Genomic DNA, 18,093 nt, shown 5'->3' on the forward strand with positions numbered 1-18,093 from the left:
GTTTGTGGGGGGTTGCGATCCGGCACGACGCTCCCTTTCCCTATAACAAAAACAAGAGAATCGACTTATGACATTCGAGCCCCTTGCCAAATCCCTGATAGCGACAGCACTCGCTATTGGCTGCGCCTGCGCACAGGCCGCTTCGCAAGCCCCGGTCGCCGCCGAAAATGGCATGGTGGTCACCGCCCAGCGTCTGGCCACCCACGTTGGTGTCGACGTCCTCAAGGACGGCGGCAACGCAGTCGATGCAGCGGTCGCAGTCGGCTATGCGCTGGCGGTGGTCTACCCAGCGGCAGGCAACATCGGGGGCGGTGGGTTCATGACTATCCAGCTGGCCGATGGTCGCAAGACCTTCCTCGACTTCCGCGAGAAGGCGCCTCTGGCCGCGACTGCGAACATGTACCTCGACAAGGATGGCAACGTTGTCCCGGACCTGAGTTCGAAGGGACATCTGGCCGTCGGCGTGCCGGGGACGGTATCGGGGATGGAGCTGGCACTGAAAAAATACGGCACGATGAAGCGTGCCGATGTCATTGCCCCGGCCATCAAGTACGCCGAGGACGGCTTCGTGCTTGAGCAGGGCGATGTCGACCTGCTCGATACCGCCACCGACCAGTTCAAGAAAGATATTCACGACTCGGGCGCAATCTTTCTGAGCAATGGCGAGCCGCTTCAGGTGGGCCAGAAGCTGGTGCAAAAGGACCTGGCCAAGACGCTGCGGGAAATTTCCAGCAAAGGTGCTGACGGCTTCTACAAGGGCTGGGTTGCCCAGGCCATCGTCGACTCAAGCAAGGCCGGCAAGGGCCTCATCACTCAGGCTGACCTCGACAAGTATCAGACCCGCGAGCTGGCGCCGATCGAGTGCGACTACCGTGGCTATCACGTTGTCTCTGCGCCACCACCAAGCTCGGGCGGGGTGATTATTTGCGAGATCATGAACATCCTCGAAGGCTACCCGATGCCAAGCCTGGGCTTTCACTCGGCGCAGGGGCTGCACTATCAGATCGAGGCCATGCGCCACGCCTATGTCGACCGCAACAGCTATCTGGGCGACCCCGATTTCGTCAAGAACCCGATAGCCCATCTGCTGGACAAAGCGTATGCAGAGAAGCTACGTGGGGCCATCGACCCGCAAAAAGCCGGTATTTCCCGCGAGATCAAACCTGGAGTAGCGCCACACGAGGGCAACAACACCACGCATTACTCGATCGTCGACAAGTGGGGTAACGCGGTCTCGGTGACCTATACCCTCAACGATTGGTTTGGGGCGGGGGTCATGGCCAGCAAGACCGGCATCATGCTCAACGACGAAATGGACGACTTCACCTCCAAGGTGGGCGTGCCCAACATGTACGGTCTGGTGCAAGGTGAAGCGAACGCGATCGCTCCAGGCAAGGCACCGCTGTCGTCGATGAGCCCGACCATCGTCACCAAGGACGGCAAGACAGTGATGGTCGTCGGCACGCCGGGAGGTAGCCGGATTATCACCGCGACCTTGCTGACCATCCTCAATGTGATCGACTACGGAATGAATATTCAGGAAGCGGTCGATGCGCCGCGATTCCACCAGCAGTGGCTGCCTGAAGAGACCAATCTTGAAGCCTTCGCCGTCAGCCCGGACACCCGGAAAATCCTCGAAAGCTGGGGGCAGAAGTTCATCGGTCCGCAGGACGCCAACCATCTTGCGGCGATTTTGGTCGGTGCGCCGGCACTCGGTGCAAAACCGGTCGGCAAGAACCGCTTCTATGGCGCGAACGACCCGCGGCGTAACACCGGACTGTCGCTGGGCTATTGAGTGAGCGGCGGAGCCCTGTTTCAGGGCTCCGCTGAATGGCGACTCTCTCACCGCTTCGAAGCAACGCAAGCAGTCTTTGGCATGGAAGAAAGATGGCCAATAGCTTTCATTTCAGTCATTTGTACCGTTCGAAGGCGTTTATACTGCGCGGGCTTTTGATCAATGCGCGCTCAACCGCCTGGGTACTCACTTGAAACGCGACCTTCGACTTGCCACTTTGCTGACCTCCCTGGTGTGTGTATCCGTGGTGGTGCTGACTGCCTGGCAGATCTGGACAGCCCGTGAGAACACCCTGAGTGACATTGAAACCGATACGTTGAATTTGACCAATGCACTCAACACGTACACCGAGGGCACGTTCAAGCAAAGCGAAGTGGTACTGCTGGGGCTGACAGAAAGGATCGAGAAAGACAGGACCGGCCCGCAGCAGCTCGAACGCCTGAAAGTGCTGGTCGCTCAGGAGATGGGTGCACTGAAGCAATTGAACAGCGTGGCGCTGTATGACGCTCAGGGGGACTGGATATTCTCGACCAACAAGCATGTCTCACCCAACAGCAACCACGCTGATCGAGCGTTCTTCAAGCATCACCGCGACAATCCGGACCGCGGCATCTTCATCGGTCCGGCGATTCGCAGCCGGGCGACTGGTGCTTGGGTTATTTCGGTCAGTCGACGCATCGATCATCCGGACGGGAGTTTTGCCGGGGTGATCGCCGTCACTTTGAGTCTCGAACATTTCCTCAAGCTTTATCAAACCATGTCCGTTGGGCAGTATGGCGCGATCAGCCTGACCTCATCCGAAGGGCGTCTTCTGGTGAGGTATCCCTTCCAGGAGCAGGACATCGGGCGTGATCTGTCTCGTGCACCGATATTTTCCGAGTACCTGCGCAAGATGTCGTCGGGTACCGTGGATTTTGTTTCAAACGTCGATGGCATCCATCGAATCTACGCATTCACCAGAAGCGATCAGTATCCCCTCGTCACGACGGTCGCGGTGGGCCAGGACGAGGCCATGCAAGCGTGGTGGAGCCAGACCAGGCAATCGGTTGCGGTGGTGATGGTGTTGCTGGGACTCCTGATTACGCTTGGGCGCAGATTGATTGCCGATATCAGTCATCGTATTCGGGCAGAGGCAGAGCTGCGAACCACCCAGACTACGCTGATCGAGCTTAACCAGACGCTGGAAGTTCTCGCCAGCGAGGACAAGCTGACCGGTCTTGCCAATCGCCGGCATTTCGATCAGTTTCTGGATATCGAATTCAAGCGCGCCAAGCGCCAGCGAAGTCCTTTGTCGCTGATCCTGATCGATGTGGATTTTTTCAAGCGTTACAACGATCACTATGGGCATCTCGCCGGAGATGAATGCCTGCGCATCATCAGCCAGTCGATCAAGCAGTGCGTGCGCCGTCCAGCTGACATGACCGCCCGCTACGGCGGTGAAGAAATCGCTGTGGTGATGCCCAACACAGACGAGTCGGGTGCCCGCTCGGTTGCCGAGGCCATTCTCCTCGGCATTGCACAGGCGCGACTTGAACACCTGTCGAGCCCTTTCGGTAGCGTGACCGCCAGCCTCGGGCTGGCGACTTTTACCGCCTACGATAGCGAGCATGATGAAACGTCGCTGATTGACCTGGCCGACCGCGCGCTGTATTTGGCAAAGTCGCAGGGCAGAAATCGCCTGAGTGTCGCCGCTGTTGGCGTGCAAGGTGAATCTGCGTAAACCGCGATGGCACTGGTGCAGTGCTAGCGCTTTTCAAACCAGCCATGATCGCGGTACCAGGCCAGCGTATCGGTAAGGGTCTGTTCGACGGGGCGAAACCGCAGGCCAAGCTCTTGTTTGCTCTTGTCAGGGTTGAAATGCGTGCGCCCGGCTTCGCGCACCATCAGGCGCACGGTCGCCATGCTCAGCAGAATCGGCTTGCCGGTCAGGCGCGCATAGAGCTCTTGCGTAAACGCCAAGGCGTACAGCAACGACAGCGGCAATTGCCGCAGCGGCGTCTTGACGCCCGCGATTTTGCCCAGCAAGGGCACCAACTCAGCCATCGTCATGTGGCGTCCCGCCGCCAGGTAACGTTCGCCACGTCGCCCGTGTTGTGCTGCGGCGATTTGCGCCAATGCCACATCGCGGGCATCGACGACTGAAAAACTGCCGGGAACCAGCCCGGGCAGCTTATTGCGCACGACGTCGTTGAGTAACTGCCCCGAGGAAGTCGGCCCACTATCGGCAGGGCCCCACATCCAGCCGGGCAGGACCATGCAGGCATGCAGGTCGGGATGATCTTCCAGGAACGACAACACGACACGGTCAGCGAGGATCTTGCTGCGATAGTAGTCATCTGCATCGGCTTCGTCGCGCAGGCACGTCTCGTCGATCGATGTGCCGGGAGCACCGTCGAGCACGGCAATGGACGAGGTGTGGATGAAACGGCGGACACCGGCAGCGTAGGCGTGCTCAAGCAGACGCTGTGTGCCCGTCACGTTGATCCTTTCGAGTTCCTCCCAGTGGCTGCCGCCCTTGTAGTTGTCGCGAAAGAACGCCGCCGTGTGAAACAGCGTATCGCAGCCTTGCATCGACGCGGCGAAGGCATCGACATCGGCCATGTCACCCACGATCAGTCTCACGCCCTGAAGATCTTTGAACTGTTGTTCACCTTTGGCTCTTGAACGAACCAGAGCCTTGACCTCGTAGCCACCGGCGACCAGTTCACGCACAAGGTTGTTGCCCAGCAAACCGGTTGCGCCGGTGACGAATGTACTGCGCATGTGTCATCCCTTCATTGGCTAAAGCGGGTAGATATACCGTCGCCGTCACTCCCGAAAAACAGCGACTGCTGCATAATGGTTTTGCACATTTGCAAAGCAGCGGGCATGTACATGAGTTCAGAAGCGAATTGGGACGATCTGCGTCTGTTGTTGGCGGTCTCGCGACGTGGCAGCTTTCTTCAGGCTGGCCAATTGCTGGGCATCGCGGCGTCGACGGTGTCCCGACGGATCACTCAGCTTGAGCGTTCACTCGGCGAGCCACTCGTCGAGCGTGGAGTTGAAGGCTGTTGGCTGACCTCGCGGGGCCAATTCCTGGTTGAAGTTGCCTTGGCCGCGGAGGAGGGCTTGAGGCGTCAGACCGCTGCCGGCGCATCGCAATTACCGACGGAGCTTTGCGGCAGTGTTCTGGTCAGTGTCGGCGAAGGATTTTCGTCTTGTGTGCTGGAGGCTTCGCATCGCTTTACGTCTGTGCATCCGCGTTGCTCGGTGGAATTGCTGGTCACCGCCGACTTTCACAAGATCGTCCGCGGTGTAGCGGATATCGCTATCCGCACAGCGCACCTGGGCGAGCCATCACTGGTTTATCGACCCATGGGCAAGCTCGCTTATGGTGTCTTCGCCGATGCGGCTTATCTGAAGCGCTTTCCAGCGGCGGCTCCAGCCACCGCGGTGAATATCGCCTTGCTCCCTCCGCTGGACATGTTGCCGCAAATGCGTGCGGCAAGGGCCGCGGGGCTGGAACGTGCGCAGATCAGAGTGAATTCGTTCGCGGCACAGATCGAAGCGGTAAGGGGAGGGATGGGAGTTGCCGTGTTGCCGCGTATTTTGGCAAGGGACCTGACAGCCGTGTTTCCGGATATCCAGCTGCCGGATATGGAAGTCTATCTGGTGACTCGGCCTCAAGCGTTGAAACAGGCCCACATCAAGTGTTTTTTTGCCATTTTGGAACAGGTGCTGCGTGAGGCTCTTTGTGCCGCAGCCGTCGAAGAATGAGAAATTTTTGCGTCTTCGTCGATTTGGCAGACCTGAGGTAGAATGTCGCGCTCTGGACGCACATCTGTTCATTTCTGCGTCCGATATTTTAAAAACAGAATTAGTGTCACCCGAGTAGCTGAAGCCAATGACTAATAAAAAGTCAGCGCGGGAGGGGCCTAAACGTGAGACCGATAGTGTCTGTCGGTCTTATATGTCCACCCATCAGTCTTTCTGAGTACAGGGTTCGACGGCATGCGGCATTGCATGCGGTGAACCCGGGCAGCTCATGATCAAGAGTGGTGGGTGGATGGCGTTCTATCCTAGGTATTACTGAATGTTAAAAAAAGTGAACACGGGGCTACTCGGCCTGGCCATGTCGATGGTCCTCATGCCTTTGCACGCAGCTGAAACAAAGAAAGTCGATGTGCTCCTCATCGGCGGCGGCATCATGAGTTCGACCTTGGGCGTTTATCTCAATGAACTTGAGCCTGGCATGTCCATGGAGATGGTTGAACGTCTCGATGGCGTCGCGCAGGAAAGTTCGAACGGCTGGAACAACGCCGGCACCGGTCACTCTGCTCTGGCTGAGCTGAACTACACGCCAGAAGACAAGAATGGCAAGGTCGAGATCCCCAAGGCCGTTGAAATCAATGAAGGCTTCCAGATCACGCGTCAATTCTGGGCCTGGCAGGTCAAGAATGGCGTTCTGAAGAATCCCCATTCGTTCATCAACTCCACTCCGCACATGAGCTTTGTGTGGGGCGATGACAACATCAAGTTCTTGAAGAAACGCTACGAAGCCCTGCAGGCGAGCCCGCTGTTTGCCGGCATGCAGTACTCGGAAGACCCGGAGCAAATCAAGAAATGGGTTCCGCTGATGATGGAAGGCCGTGACCCGAATCAAAAGGTCGCAGCAACCTGGACTCCGATTGGTACGGACGTGAACTTCGGCGAGATTACCCGCCAGTTCGTCGGCTATCTGCAAACCAAGCCGAATTTCTCGCTGAAGCTTTCGAGCGAAGTGGAAGACATCAAGCGCAATGAAGATGGCAGCTGGCGTGTTTCCTACAAGAACCTGAAAGACGGTTCGCAAACCCAGACCGACGCCAAATTCGTGTTCATCGGCGCGGGCGGTGGTGCACTGCATCTGCTGCAGAAGTCGGGCATCCCGGAAGCACAAGAATACGCAGGCTTCCCGGTCGGTGGCTCGTTCCTGGTGACCGATAACCCGGCAATCGCTGAACAGCACATGGCGAAGGCCTACGGCAAGGCGTCGGTTGGCGCACCGCCGATGTCGGTTCCGCACCTGGATACCCGCGTGCTGGATGGCAAGCGCGTGATTCTGTTTGGCCCGTTCGCGACCTTCTCCACGAAGTTCCTGAAAGAAGGCTCTTACTTCGACCTGCTGACCAGCACCACCACGCACAACTTCTGGCCTATGACCAAGGTGGGCATCGAGCAGTACCCACTGGTTGAATACCTGGCCGGCCAGCTGATGCTGTCGGACGACGATCGCATGAATGCCCTGAAGGAATACTTCCCGAACGCCAAGAAGGAAGACTGGCGCCTGTGGCAAGCCGGCCAGCGCGTTCAGATCATCAAGCGTGATGAAGAGAAGGGCGGCATCCTGAAATTGGGCACCGAGCTTGTCAGCTCCCAGGACGGCAGCATTGCCGGTCTGCTGGGTGCATCGCCAGGTGCGTCCACCGCGGCTCCGATCATGCTGGGCGTGCTTGAGAAGATCTTCAAGGACAAGGTGGCGACCCCGGCCTGGCAGGAAAAGCTGCACCAGATCATCCCGAGCTACGGTACCAAGCTGAACGACAGTCCTGAGCGTGTTTATCAGGAATGGACCTACACCAGCCAAGTCCTGCAACTTGCTACACCGCCTGTGATTGGCAAGGCAGCGGCCGCGCAAACAGCCGCTCCAGCTCCAGCGCAACCACAGAAAGAAAGCAACCCAGCGACTGATATGGCCCTGTAAGACGAAGCCCCGCCACACACTGTGTGGCGGGGCTTGCGCGCTGGACCGATCAGAAACGATAAAGCCCGGACTTGTGCCGGGCTTTATCGTTTCTGGGGTTTGTTCGTATGCGTCCGGCCAAGTCATCTACCCAGCCCCGCAAAGCCAAGACATGGTTTCGGGCTATGGCTACCTACTCAGATGTACACCGTTCAGTCCCCTCCGGTGGTCGTAACGCCGAGGGCCGAAGTATGAGGTCCTGTTGAGCGGCGCGTGCCACCATCGTCACCTCAAGCATGAAGGATTAAGCTGCTGCGTTTTTCTGCTCCCTAAAATCAAGGATGAAACATGATTCGACCCTCATTTTCCAGCGCGTGGGCGGCCTCTCAACGGATTTACGACACCCTCAATCCATCTGAAAAAGTGGCGACAGTCATCGGCGGCAATGTTGCAATGAACATTAACAGCCGTGATCCAGCCCTAAGGTGGATCAACACGTGCGCGGTGCGCATGAGCTATATCCTTAATTACTCAGGCTCACTCATACCGAGAATAGTTGGCGAAACCGTGTCTGGCGCTGACAAGCGCTGGTACTTCTATCGCGTCAAAAGCCTGATTGCCTATCTGGAGCAGCAATGGGGAAGTGCCGAGACGGTCAGTTTCCCGGCCGCAGATGGCGGCCCCCTGGCGGGCAGGAAGGGACTGATTCTGTTTGAGGTTTCTGGCTGGTCGGACGCTCAGGGGCATGCCACATTGTTTGACGGCAGAATGTGTTATGACCACTGCTATTTCAATGAGCCAGGTGTGAACTATCAAACCGACCGCGCAAGCTTCTGGAGTTTGTCCTGATGAAATATTTAACTGCGGTCTTGGTACTGGCTTGGGCAGCCGCACCTTCCAACAGTTGGTCCAAGGATGATCCGACACACTCCCCACAGGCAGGCGAACGCACCTACGCGCAAAACTACAAGGATATGGTACTGGCAGATTGCATCGCTACCGCCTACAAGAACGAACCTAAAGCCTCCCAGGATGCCGGAAGCAGTGCCAGTGCGCTTATGGACTGGACCTATTTCGATCTGGAGCAAGCACCTCAAGCCGGTAGACCTCTGATTGACCAGTTTCTGGCTCGTGATTATCACAATCCACTGGTCGAATCAGAGCTTCAAGGCGTTCGCTTTGAACTGCTCAAATGCCTGGACCTTTATCACAGCAAAGAGCTGGACAGTCAGATCAGGCAATTGGTCATCAATCCCCAGCATACCTATCGTCAGGACAACCCGCCACGACCCCAAAAGGAGTGACCCTGCACCGCGATTGACGATGAGTAACCGCTAGCTGGCGAATCGCGTAACGGCTTCTGGTGCCGGGCATTATGGTGTCTGGAGTTTTTTCAGACAAAAAAAGAGCCTCAAAGCTCTTTGATGGGGAGGAAGTAGAGCCCAGAGGCTCAAGATGCACGTGAAGCAAGTGGTGAGCTTGGTAGGGGTTCAGATCACTCACCACCTACGCAACTGTTGGAGCATTTAACAGTTGCGCAGAACTATCCTAGGAAGGTGGGAGCATGCGCTCAAGTACCGTTAGTCGAGTGTCGCCAGGGCTTGTATCCGCTCCTCAAGTGATGTCCGGTGCCTGGCGAAACCGCTTGGGAATGGCGTCCGCAAACGGGTAGAGCGAAAAGTACGGTCGGGCTTCGTCGATGACTCGCTGGACGGAGGGTCTGCGTGTCAACCGGTCGAAATAGGCACTCAAGTGCTTGAATTCGCTCGGGAACGGCACGAGCGTGCTGGCATAGAAAAGCGCCGGGGTTGCGGCGCAATCAGCCAGGCTGAAGTCCTGGCCGGCCATCCAGATTCGCGACGCCATTCGATGGTCGAGCATGGCGTAGGCCGTCTCCAGCATGGACCGTTGTTTGCTCAAATCAGCGTTGGTGCTGTTCAGTCGATCACTAACAATCTGTTGCAGCGGCCCCTGCACATAGTTGTCGAAAAAGCGGTCCCAGAGACGCACCTCCAGCGCGGTCTCCCAATCGTTCGGAATCAACCGTTGCTCACCCGGATAGTGGTGATCCAGGTACTCGATGATGATCGTGGCCTCTGGCAGGGCGCGCTGGCGCAGGTGATCACTGATGACCGGGAACTTGACCAGTGGCCAGAGGGCTTGAAGCTCCGCGCGGTCTGCATCGTCTGCCAGGTCGATGATCCGCTTTTCGAAATCGGTAGCGTTTTCGTAAAGCGCGATCAGCACTTTGTGGCAGTACGACGACAGTGGATGGTAGTAAAGAGTCAGCGACATCTTTCAACTCCTCAGTGGTATTGCCCCTCATCATAGTCACTGGAATGACGGCTCGAAGGGGGCACTGGTCGCCACGACAGAACCGGTAGTTGAGTGGGTTGAGCGAGGCGGGCGATAGCCTTCGATAGACGCGTGAGAACTGCGGGGCTCATCAATATGAGCCCCGCAGACGACTCTGAATCCCCCGTCAAACCTTCTGCATCAAGCGCGTCGGGCTTCTAGCGGCGGCGTGCCATCGTGAAACATGGTCTTCAGTTGGGCGCGCAGCTCTGGCGAATCGACATGCTTGTGAACACTGACCGCATGTTGCGCAGCGGCATCCAGCAATTCTTTTTCGGAATCGGCGGACAGTGCGACAGAACACTTGATTCCGCTTGGAAATTCACGGCAATCGATATATTTACGCGACATGATGTTCTCCTTCATACGAAGGCAGGCCTGGGCCTGCGTGAACGGACCGCTCGACACGTCACGCAGCCCATCGAACACGTATGCGCGTCGCATCGAGTGTGGTAATCCACAAAGTATAGGTCGATCGCCGGATCGCCAAAGTACTTACGGCGTACCGAACATCGCCGTCCAGTAAATGCCCGCATCACTCTTCGGATCAACCGCGTACGCCGCGCCCAGCTCACGGAACTGCGGGTTCATCAGGTTGGCGCAGTGACCGGGGCTGGCCAGCCAGCCATCGATCACTTTGCGCACGGTGTCTTGCCCGGCGGCAATGTTCTCGCCGATCTGCTGGCCGGCGTAGCCTGCCAGTTCGGCCCGATCACCCGGTGTGCGGCCATCGCGGTCCTTGTGGTCGAAGAAGTTTTGATTGGCCATGGCCTGGGTGTGCGTCTGGGCGGCCGTCGCCAGCATGGTGTTCCAAGCCAGCGGTTGGGTGGCAGCAAAGGACTGAGCTCCGCACTGGCGCGTTTGCTTGCGGGCGCTGTTGATCATCTCGAGCAGCTTCTGTCCCTCGGCCTGCCAGTCGCCCAGGCGGCTGACCAACAATGGGCGCGCGAGCACAATGCGCCACGTAGTTCCTTCGTGGCTCACGCCGATATCGACGAATTGCGGGTCCAGCACAACCTGGCAAAAGCTCTCCCGTACGGCCTTCATGGCCGATGGCGCATCTCGCGGGCCGGACAACGTGATCGCCTGTACGCTGACCATCGGATAGGCCGTACGCGCCAGCGCCTGCTGCAGGTCGCCGATATTGTTGCCGGGCAGGATCAGGCGCGGATCGGCCGCGAGCGGTGGCAGCTCTTGAGACACCAGGCTGGCGCAGCGCTGTACCTGGCTGCGGTAGGTGTTGATCAACTCGACCAGCTGCGACTCTTCGGTTGCCACGGCAGTGGCGGCGAACACCAGCCCCAGCGACAACGTGGCAAGACGCATAACGGATGACAGGACGCGCATGAAACTCTCCCTTGAGCTGACTGCGTCCATGATGCGCGAATTAGCCCCACCCAGCGCAATGCCTTTTTAGGCTGCAGCCGATTTTGTTTTTCGCGTCATGAGACGTCTCCAGGCAGTGTAGAGCGCATTGCCAGAGCACGGCTTCCCTGCGCAATAACGAGCGCAGCGGCGATCAGCGCCAGGGCGACGACGAAGGTGATCCGCATACCGCTGGCAACAGCCTCGGGACGCGCCGCGGTGATGTCGTTTGTCGCGGATGCGAACACGAACACTGCACCCAACGCGGACGCACCGGTGATCAGCCCCAGATTCCGCGACAGGTTGAGCATGCCGGAGATAACGCCGCGCTGGTCCGGGCGAATATCGCTCATGACCGCGGTGTTGTTGGCCGTCTGGAACAAGGCGTAGCCGATGGTGATGACAACCATCGGGGCGATGTAGCCGAGGACCCCGAGCGTCTCCGGTATCAGCGAGAGCATGAGGCAACCGGTCGCCACTGCGATGAGCCCGAAGACGGTCATGCGTTGCGCGCCAAAACGGTCCGTAAGACGACCTGCGGGCACCCCGGTCAGCGCCGCGAAAATCGGCCCGACCGACAAGGCAATCCCAACCAGCGGGGCGTCAAGCCCGAGGGCATGCGAGAGATAAAAAGGCCCGACCACCAGCGTCGCCATCATCACCGTCGAGACAAGCGCACTCATGGTGAGACTCCCGCTCAGCACCGGATCGCGGAACATCGCCAATCGAATCAACGGTGAGGCAGCTCGCGCTTCGGCGAGCACGAAGAGGCCGACGCCGAAGGCTGCCGCCACCAGCAGGGCCACATTGAGTGGACCGAAACTGCCGTGCCCAATCGTCATGGCCAGCGCATAAGCCGCAAGCATCAGCGCCAGCAGCAAAGTGCCCAACGGGTCGAAGCCGGCGCGCTCGGGTTTCGGCGCTTGGTGATCGGCAGGCAGGTAACGATGCGCGAGCAGAAACGTCAGGATTCCTAACGGTACGCTAATCAGAAAGATCGCCTGCCAGCCGAGGCCTGCGATCAGCACGCCGCCGAGCGACGGCCCCAGCGCGGTGCCAATCGCAGACATCGTCCCGAGCAAGCCCATGGCACTACCGGTTTTTGCCTTCGAAACCGTCTCGCCGACAAAGGCTATGGTCAGGGCCATCATGATGGCCGCGCCGAGGCCTTGCAGCGCCCGGGCGGCAATCAGCAGCCAGAGCGTGGGCGCGACGCTGCATAGGACCGAGGCCAGCGTGAACAAGAAAATGCCGGCCAGTAGCAGCCGTCGACGACCAGTGATGTCGCCGAGGCGTCCGACGCTGACGATCAGGGTGGTGATGGCGAGGAGGTAAGCGAGGACGATCCACTGGACCTCCTGGAAGGAGGCGTTGAATGCCTGTGCCAACGTCGGCAAGCCGACATTGGCGATGCTGGTGCCGAGCGAGGACAGCAACATGGATAACGAAAGGCTGGCGAGCGCCCAGCGAACCGAGGTTGCTCGTGGTGCGCTGCCGGCGACGGCCTCATCTCGTGCTGCACTGATTGGCTTCATCATGTTCCCTTTGTTTGGCGACTTCCGAAACGGAGCTGTCAGAAATCTACGCTGGCGCATAACATGGCGGAAGACGCAGCATTTGCACTTTATTCGTGCGTCTAGCGCCTTATCACCCTCACGCCGTTCCAAGGGGCGATCCATGTCGACACCTGATCTCAATTTGCTGGTCACCCTTGATGTGCTGCTCGCAGAAGGCAGCGTTGCACGGGCTGCGAAGCGCTTGCGGCTGAGCCCGTCGGCGATGAGCCGGGCACTGGCGCGACTACGTGAAACGACCGGCGATCCGCTATTGGTCAGGGCCGGCCGCGGACTTGTGCCTACCCCGAGAGCGCTCGAATTGCGCGAGCAGGTCAGTCAGCTGGTACAGGATGCCGAGGCGGTTCTGCGCCCGGCTGAAACACTCAACCTCCAACAGCTGGCCCGCACATTCACGCTGCGCACCAGTGAAGGTTTTGTGGAGAGTTTCGGCGCGCAGTTGATTGCACGCGTCGGCGAGCAAGCCCCCGGTGTGCGGCTGCGGTTCGTGCAGAAGCCCGATAAAGACAGCACGCCGCTTCGCGATGGGAGCGTCGATTTGGAAACGGGGGTGGTGGGGAAGAGTGAAGGCCCCGAGGTTCGTACGCAGGCACTGTTCAGGGACCGTTTCATTGGCGTTGTGCGCAAGGGGCATCCGCTGAGCCAGGGCGAGATTACGCCCGCCCGTTACGCGGCGGGCAGGCACATTTACGTTTCCCGGCGGGGGCTCGACAGAGGACCTATTGATGAAGCCCTGAAGTCGCTCGAGCTTGCACGGGAAGTGGTGACCATCGTCGGCGGCTTTTCGACCGCACTGGCGCTGGCCCGGGCCAGCGACCTGATCGCCAGCGTTCCGCAGCGGCACACCGAAAGCCTGCGCGCCGGCATGCACAGCTTTGCGCTTCCACTCAGCTTGCCGACGTTCACCGTCTCAATGCTCTGGCATCCACGGCTGGATGCCGACCTGGCGCATCGCTGGTTGCGCGGGTGCCTTCGGGAGGTGTGCGCGCAGCCGGGCAATGAGGGGACATTGGGCGCGAGCGAGGTTGAAGAGGGGACAAGCCTTGCGCCAGCGGGTACGAAAAAGCCCGCACAAGGCGGGCTTTGAAAATCGAGTAGGTGGCCGGCGCTGGTCCCCGGCTTACAAGGTTTATCAGGCCTCTCACAGAATTGCCTGGGAACAAAAATAGGCTCTTCTGCTTCACACGGCATAAGGGCTGGATCTCAGCGCGGAGATCTTTCTAACCGTGTACCCTTCGGAACGCGCCCCACGTTTCCTTGCTATCCTCTTGCGCATCAGTCTGCGTCTTCACCTACAGTTTCAGGATAGCAAAAACTCTAAAGCGCAGGCCGGGCTTTTTTAGACCGATTGCGTTCAAGGAGGAGAGCGGCAGGATGGAAAAATGCTATCGCCAGCCGGACATTACCGCACGGCAGGCTCATTAGGTTCGACTATTCCAAAATGGAACAATACGGCAACGCCTAGCGGTGGCGCAGTGTGTACGGCGAAAGTAACGTCGACCAATATCTCCACATACGCCTGGGCTGTTGAATTTACCATGAAGTAAGGCCCAGGCCTGGCCTGGCGGTGTGGCTGCTTGCGCAAAGCCTGCCTGTGCCGCTGGGCCTGCGCCGGTTTTGTTCGTCCATTCATCGTGAAGCAGCACAGTTTCTTTGAGTGCTGCCGATAATGATTTACTGGCCAGTTATTCAGGAATGGCTAATAACAGGGAGGACGTTATCTTGGTCGTTTCAATAAACTCAAATACACTTTCGGGCTCGCAGGTTTCCAATGTGACGGTGAGCCAAAATGAATCGCTAACGAAAAGTCAGGCGGTAACTGAAAACTCTGCTGTTGACAGTCAGAAAGATACCAGTAGCCTTTCTTCACTCTCTCTGCAGTTGAGTGAGAGTGCCGCGGGTGCGGCGGTAAGGGACTCGAGTTTGAGCAGGAAAGAGCTTGGCATGAAAGCGAGTGAGCTTTTGAGCAAGATTTCCGGTGATGGTTATTTTGCCAACAAAAAAGCCAATGATGCTGAAGTGCCTGACACTCAGAACCCTGAGTTGTTGGCGCGTGCGAAAAATGCAACGCAATTTGTAAATGGCAGTGGTAAAAACCCATTTGCGGGCATGTCGAGCGATCAGCTCTCATTGATTATCTATGATGACAGTGGGAGTTTTACGAATAATGAGCGCCGCGCGGCGTGGAGTGAGTCATCCGATCAGGAATATGCCTGGCGGCAGAAAGTTGTTGCCAATTCGATCGCTGAATATAATGGAACCGGGAAGCTGACGAAATTCTTTACTGCAGCACTTGAGCACTACAAGGATTTGCCCGCTATTGAGCAGGCACAATACCCTAATAGTTATGAGGCGAAGTTGCAGGGTTGGATAGCACTCGATTTCAACTACAAGACCAATACCGTTGAAGGTAAGGGCAGTGCTCAGGACGTGATGGACAAGGTCTTGAATCTCGACAAGCAGACGTTTGATGACGCTGGTGCAGATGCGGCTTGAGTGCGGCACGCACCCATGATTGAGCCTGTCCAAACAAAATGTATGGTCAGCCCGTCTCCTGCAACCCCATTGGCTGTATCCGGTAAAACTGGCTTGCGCTAATGTATCCGGGTTCGTTGTGAGCGCTGCCTCAGCAGCGCTCGGCCCTCGATGAGTAGCCGCTCCCGACTGTCCTAAAAAAGCCCTCAGCCTCTAAAGCTGATTTTTTTGACAGGTTTCAGTCGGGCCGTTTGCCGTTTACTGTCATCAGTCAGTGACGTCGCAAAGCCGGGTTCGCCGCTGCCATGACGATCAACTGAACGGCGATGTACTGGCAAGCTGGCTTGAAACGGATGTCCGACGGCGCTCGGCCAAAAACCTCTGCGGTCTGGCTCGCCTCCCGGCGAATCAAGTTGTAGGCCAACAACAAGCCCCAGACCTCCTGATAAAAAACGAAAAGGGGGCACCCATTATTGCAGGAGGTCCCGTCCTGAAAAATGTTTACACCTGTTTCAGGACTAGACATTTCAAATATATTTTTTTGGAGAAGACATGTTCAGTCACATTCAGATTGGCGCTCGTGACCTCGCTACCATGATCACTTTCTACGATGCGGTTCTCACGACCTTGGGGTTGGTGCGTATGCCTGATGAAGATGACGATGGCCCTGCTGGAGCAGGCTGGCGGCTCCCAGGAAGAAAATGGCCACAATTTTTCGTTCAGTTGCCATTTAATGGATTACCGGCTACGTGGGGGAACGGCACACAAGTCAGCTTTGCAGCCCACTCACAAAAACAGGTGCAAGCTGCCTGGGAAGCCGCGATGGCGATGGGCGGCAAGGACGAAGGAGCGCCGGGCTTACGGCCACAGTATTCGGAAGACTACTTTGGCGCGTATTGCCGCGATCCCGAGGGTAACAAACTGTGCTTTGTCCATGCAGACGATATGGCGTGATACACCATCGCCCTAAGCGCTGGATCAACAAGACGTATTGCCTGGACGGGGCGAACGTTTTGCCCACACAGCGGAGGCAGGAAGAGTTTCCCCAGTCGTGATTACCAGCATCATTGCGTTGGTCCTGCTGGTTTGGGCAACCTATGCTTTGGCGAACCCCTTCGTGTGGGTCGGCACTGGACGAAGCAATCGGTTCATCGTGATCAATTCGGCAGTCTGTGTCGGTTTTGGTGTCGTCCATTTGGTAGGGCTGGTTCAGATGTGGGAGAGGTTTGCCTGATCCTTGGCCATCATGACCTTGCCGAGACATTGGCCGATGCCGGTTTCATCGTGGCGGCCATCAACCATCCCGGGGATACCTTTTCTGATATGAGCCACGCGGACGATCTTTCTGCGTTCGTTGAGCGTCCGACCGATATAAAGCGCCTTATCGATTACATGCTGGGCGCCGCCCCGGACGCCGCCAGGATCGATCCGCAGCGGATTGGATTCTTTGGGTTTTCACGCGGTGGCTACACAGGTCTCGTACTGGCCGGAGGCACCCCGGATTTCCTCAATGCCAATGTTCCTTGTCCGGATCCGTCACTGCCCATTTGCCAACAGTTGCGCAACAAAGAGGTGCCCACCCAGCCCTTGACCCGTGATGAACGTATCAAAGCCTTTGTCTTGGCGGATCCGCTCAACGAGTTTCCCAGCCCGGCCAACCTGACAAATGTGAAAGCACCGATTCAGCTTTGGGCTTCGCAGTTTGGCGGCGATGGCGTGTTGCCTGAAACCCTTCCTGCACTCGCCAACGCACTTCCCCAGAGACCGCAGTTCCACCTCGTTCCCGACGCAGCACATTTTGCTTTTCTCGCCCCGTGTCCTGCGCCGTTGAAGCAGGATGCACCGCAGCTCTGCGTTGATGCCAAGGGATTCGATCGGGTTGCCGTTCACAAGCAGCTTAACGAAAGGGCGCTTGAGTTTTTTGAAGCGCATGTTCGCTAAGGTAATGTCACGGGGCTTTGATCATCAGGTGGACATATTTTGCGGGTGCCAGACCGACCATCCGGGTGAAGTCCCTGATGAAGTGTGCCTGATCAAAATAACCCAGCTTGAGCGCGAGTTCCGTCCCCGGCCTGGCTTCGCCGCTCTGCAGCAGGGTCAGTGCTTCATGTAGCCGGTATCGGGCAATCACCCACTTTGGACTTACACCAACGTAATGGGCAAAGAGGCGTTGTAACTGCCGCTCGCTAACTCTGGACAACTCACTGAGTTGTGCCACTGTTGTCAGTCTGTTGTCTGACGCGATTTGGGCGATGAGGTCATTGAGCAGTTGTACACGCTCATCGGATTGCGGCAAGCAGGGACTCAGCAACGCTTCTGATTGCTCGCACAGGCTTGCCATCCCTGGACATTCGATGTGTTCGGCCAACCTGTCGACCACCGCCCCAAAAACTTCAGAGGCCAGGATCGATCGGTTGGCCAACCGACTGACAGGTCCGCCCAGAAATGGCTGGAATGCGGCGGGACGAAACTTGATTCCAAACGCCCAGCCGTTGCCAGACAGCGTCTTGCTGAAGCGGGAGCGACGAGGTCCCCAGACATGGACCTGAGCCCTTTCCACAACGAGATGCACATTGGGGTGAGGCAGGGTTTCCTGTTGCTGTACAGGCTGATCACTGAGATTCCAGCTGACATGCCAATAATGCTCAACCCAGGGTGCCAACTGGACTGAGGGTGCCTCGCGAGTGTGAGTGAACTGCGGGCTCGTCAATCGCTGATTAAGGACGCCTCGTGCGGGCTGCAGGATAACAGTAGAGGCTGGTCGTGTTTTTCCAATCATCTTCGGTCGCCATCTGCTCCAATGCAAATCAGGGATAGGTCCGACTGTG

At 57.7% G+C, this 18,093-nt stretch carries 16 protein-coding genes and 1 pseudogene; 10 read left to right on the forward strand and 7 right to left on the reverse strand.

Annotation, left to right across the window (positions count from 1 at the left end; genetic code table 11):
• The first annotated feature begins 67 nt into the window (after window positions 1–67).
• Together ggt and KRR23_RS04365 are read left to right on the forward strand one after the other, a co-directional pair.
• Window positions 68–1,795 (forward strand): gamma-glutamyltransferase, encoded by a 1,728-nt coding sequence (gene ggt / locus KRR23_RS04360; RefSeq protein ID WP_216741507.1) that lies wholly within the window; start codon window positions 68–70, stop codon window positions 1,793–1,795.
• 190 nt (window positions 1,796–1,985) lie between these two features.
• Window positions 1,986–3,515, forward strand: coding sequence for a GGDEF domain-containing protein (locus tag KRR23_RS04365; protein ID WP_216741508.1), 1,530 nt, complete (start codon window positions 1,986–1,988; stop codon window positions 3,513–3,515).
• Between the two features lie 23 nt (window positions 3,516–3,538).
• Here KRR23_RS04365 and KRR23_RS04370 read toward each other — a convergent pair whose 3' ends face one another.
• Window positions 3,539–4,558: an SDR family oxidoreductase gene (locus KRR23_RS04370; RefSeq protein WP_216741509.1), complete on the reverse strand. Its 1,020-nt coding sequence runs from the start codon at window positions 4,556–4,558 to the stop codon at window positions 3,539–3,541.
• Window positions 4,559–4,669: 111 nt separating this feature from the next.
• On the opposite strand from KRR23_RS04370, the gene KRR23_RS04375 reads away from it, so the two are divergent.
• From KRR23_RS04375 to KRR23_RS04390, 4 genes are all read left to right on the forward strand, one after another.
• Complete coding sequence (locus KRR23_RS04375) at window positions 4,670–5,551, forward strand: LysR family transcriptional regulator (protein ID WP_216741772.1); 882 nt, start codon at window positions 4,670–4,672, stop codon at window positions 5,549–5,551.
• Window positions 5,552–5,867: 316 nt separating this feature from the next.
• The gene (gene mqo / locus KRR23_RS04380; RefSeq protein ID WP_216741510.1) at window positions 5,868–7,517 is read left to right on the forward strand and encodes a malate dehydrogenase (quinone); all 1,650 of its coding nucleotides are present in this window, start codon (window positions 5,868–5,870) and stop codon (window positions 7,515–7,517) included.
• A gap of 327 nt (window positions 7,518–7,844) precedes the next feature.
• Window positions 7,845–8,345, forward strand: a complete 501-nt coding sequence (locus tag KRR23_RS04385; RefSeq protein WP_216741511.1) for a type VI secretion system amidase effector protein Tae4 — start codon at window positions 7,845–7,847, stop codon at window positions 8,343–8,345.
• Window positions 8,345–8,800 (forward strand): type VI secretion system amidase immunity protein Tai4, encoded by a 456-nt coding sequence (locus tag KRR23_RS04390; protein ID WP_216741512.1) that lies wholly within the window; start codon window positions 8,345–8,347, stop codon window positions 8,798–8,800. The genes KRR23_RS04385 and KRR23_RS04390 overlap by 1 nt, the downstream gene beginning before the upstream one ends.
• 310 nt (window positions 8,801–9,110) lie before the next feature.
• Here the strand turns inward: KRR23_RS04390 and KRR23_RS04395 are convergent, their stop codons facing one another.
• From KRR23_RS04395 to KRR23_RS04410, 4 genes are all read right to left on the reverse strand, one after another.
• Window positions 9,111–9,791, reverse strand: a complete 681-nt coding sequence (locus tag KRR23_RS04395; protein WP_216741513.1) for a glutathione S-transferase family protein — start codon at window positions 9,789–9,791, stop codon at window positions 9,111–9,113.
• 201 nt (window positions 9,792–9,992) lie between these two features.
• Window positions 9,993–10,202 (reverse strand): DUF1059 domain-containing protein, encoded by a 210-nt coding sequence (locus tag KRR23_RS04400; RefSeq protein ID WP_054598376.1) that lies wholly within the window; start codon window positions 10,200–10,202, stop codon window positions 9,993–9,995.
• A 144-nt stretch (window positions 10,203–10,346) separates the two neighbouring features.
• A complete protein-coding gene (locus tag KRR23_RS04405; RefSeq protein ID WP_216741514.1) occupies window positions 10,347–11,198 on the reverse strand; it encodes a CAP domain-containing protein in 852 nt (283 codons plus the stop codon).
• Between the two features lie 95 nt (window positions 11,199–11,293).
• Window positions 11,294–12,751 carry an MFS transporter gene (locus tag KRR23_RS04410; protein ID WP_216741773.1) on the reverse strand — a complete coding sequence of 486 codons (1,458 nt, stop codon included), beginning with the start codon at window positions 12,749–12,751 and terminating at the stop codon, window positions 11,294–11,296.
• Between the two features lie 142 nt (window positions 12,752–12,893).
• Here KRR23_RS04410 and KRR23_RS04415 point away from each other — a divergent pair, with 142 nt between their 5' ends.
• Window positions 12,894–13,877, forward strand: coding sequence for a LysR family transcriptional regulator (locus KRR23_RS04415; protein ID WP_216741515.1), 984 nt, complete (start codon window positions 12,894–12,896; stop codon window positions 13,875–13,877).
• A 566-nt stretch (window positions 13,878–14,443) separates the two neighbouring features.
• Window positions 14,444–15,286: a hypothetical protein gene (locus KRR23_RS04420; RefSeq protein WP_253911924.1), complete on the forward strand. Its 843-nt coding sequence runs from the start codon at window positions 14,444–14,446 to the stop codon at window positions 15,284–15,286.
• 268 nt (window positions 15,287–15,554) lie between these two features.
• Here KRR23_RS04420 and KRR23_RS04425 read toward each other — a convergent pair.
• Window positions 15,555–15,713, reverse strand: a pseudogene (locus KRR23_RS04425) (IS4 family transposase); the annotation flags it as partial.
• 104 nt (window positions 15,714–15,817) lie between these two features.
• Between KRR23_RS04425 and KRR23_RS04430 the strand changes: the two are divergent.
• Window positions 15,818–16,219 (forward strand): VOC family protein, encoded by a 402-nt coding sequence (locus KRR23_RS04430; RefSeq protein WP_216741516.1) that lies wholly within the window; start codon window positions 15,818–15,820, stop codon window positions 16,217–16,219.
• A 261-nt stretch (window positions 16,220–16,480) separates the two neighbouring features.
• On the forward strand, window positions 16,481–17,206 hold the full coding sequence (locus KRR23_RS04435; RefSeq protein WP_216741517.1) for a hypothetical protein: 726 nt from the start codon (window positions 16,481–16,483) through the stop codon (window positions 17,204–17,206).
• A 7-nt stretch (window positions 17,207–17,213) separates the two neighbouring features.
• On the opposite strand, the gene KRR23_RS04440 is transcribed toward KRR23_RS04435, so the two are convergent.
• Window positions 17,214–18,044: a helix-turn-helix domain-containing protein gene (locus KRR23_RS04440; RefSeq protein ID WP_216741518.1), complete on the reverse strand. Its 831-nt coding sequence runs from the start codon at window positions 18,042–18,044 to the stop codon at window positions 17,214–17,216.
• Window positions 18,045–18,093: the final 49 nt, after the last annotated feature.

This window comes from Pseudomonas sp. CVAP#3, from assembly GCF_018986375.1.
GTDB classification, from domain to species: Bacteria; Pseudomonadota; Gammaproteobacteria; order Pseudomonadales; family Pseudomonadaceae; genus Aquipseudomonas; species Aquipseudomonas helvetica.

Excerpts from the sequence above, each read along its gene's own strand:
- ggt (WP_216741507.1), top strand. The coding sequence starts at position 68 with ATGACATTCGAGCCCCTTGCCAAATCCCTGATAGCGACAGCACTCGCT.
- KRR23_RS04370 (WP_216741509.1), bottom strand. The coding sequence starts at position 4,558 with ATGCGCAGTACATTCGTCACCGGCGCAACCGGTTTGCTGGGCAACAAC.
- KRR23_RS04375 (WP_216741772.1), top strand. The coding sequence starts at position 4,670 with ATGAGTTCAGAAGCGAATTGGGACGATCTGCGTCTGTTGTTGGCGGTC.
- mqo (WP_216741510.1), top strand. The coding sequence starts at position 5,868 with ATGTTAAAAAAAGTGAACACGGGGCTACTCGGCCTGGCCATGTCGATG.
- KRR23_RS04385 (WP_216741511.1), top strand. The coding sequence starts at position 7,845 with ATGATTCGACCCTCATTTTCCAGCGCGTGGGCGGCCTCTCAACGGATT.
- KRR23_RS04390 (WP_216741512.1), top strand. The coding sequence starts at position 8,345 with ATGAAATATTTAACTGCGGTCTTGGTACTGGCTTGGGCAGCCGCACCT.
- KRR23_RS04395 (WP_216741513.1), bottom strand. The coding sequence starts at position 9,791 with ATGTCGCTGACTCTTTACTACCATCCACTGTCGTCGTACTGCCACAAA.
- KRR23_RS04400 (WP_054598376.1), bottom strand. The coding sequence starts at position 10,202 with ATGTCGCGTAAATATATCGATTGCCGTGAATTTCCAAGCGGAATCAAG.
- KRR23_RS04405 (WP_216741514.1), bottom strand. The coding sequence starts at position 11,198 with ATGCGCGTCCTGTCATCCGTTATGCGTCTTGCCACGTTGTCGCTGGGG.
- KRR23_RS04410 (WP_216741773.1), bottom strand. The coding sequence starts at position 12,751 with ATGAAGCCAATCAGTGCAGCACGAGATGAGGCCGTCGCCGGCAGCGCA.
- KRR23_RS04415 (WP_216741515.1), top strand. The coding sequence starts at position 12,894 with ATGTCGACACCTGATCTCAATTTGCTGGTCACCCTTGATGTGCTGCTC.
- KRR23_RS04430 (WP_216741516.1), top strand. The coding sequence starts at position 15,818 with ATGTTCAGTCACATTCAGATTGGCGCTCGTGACCTCGCTACCATGATC.
- KRR23_RS04440 (WP_216741518.1), bottom strand. The coding sequence starts at position 18,044 with ATGATTGGAAAAACACGACCAGCCTCTACTGTTATCCTGCAGCCCGCA.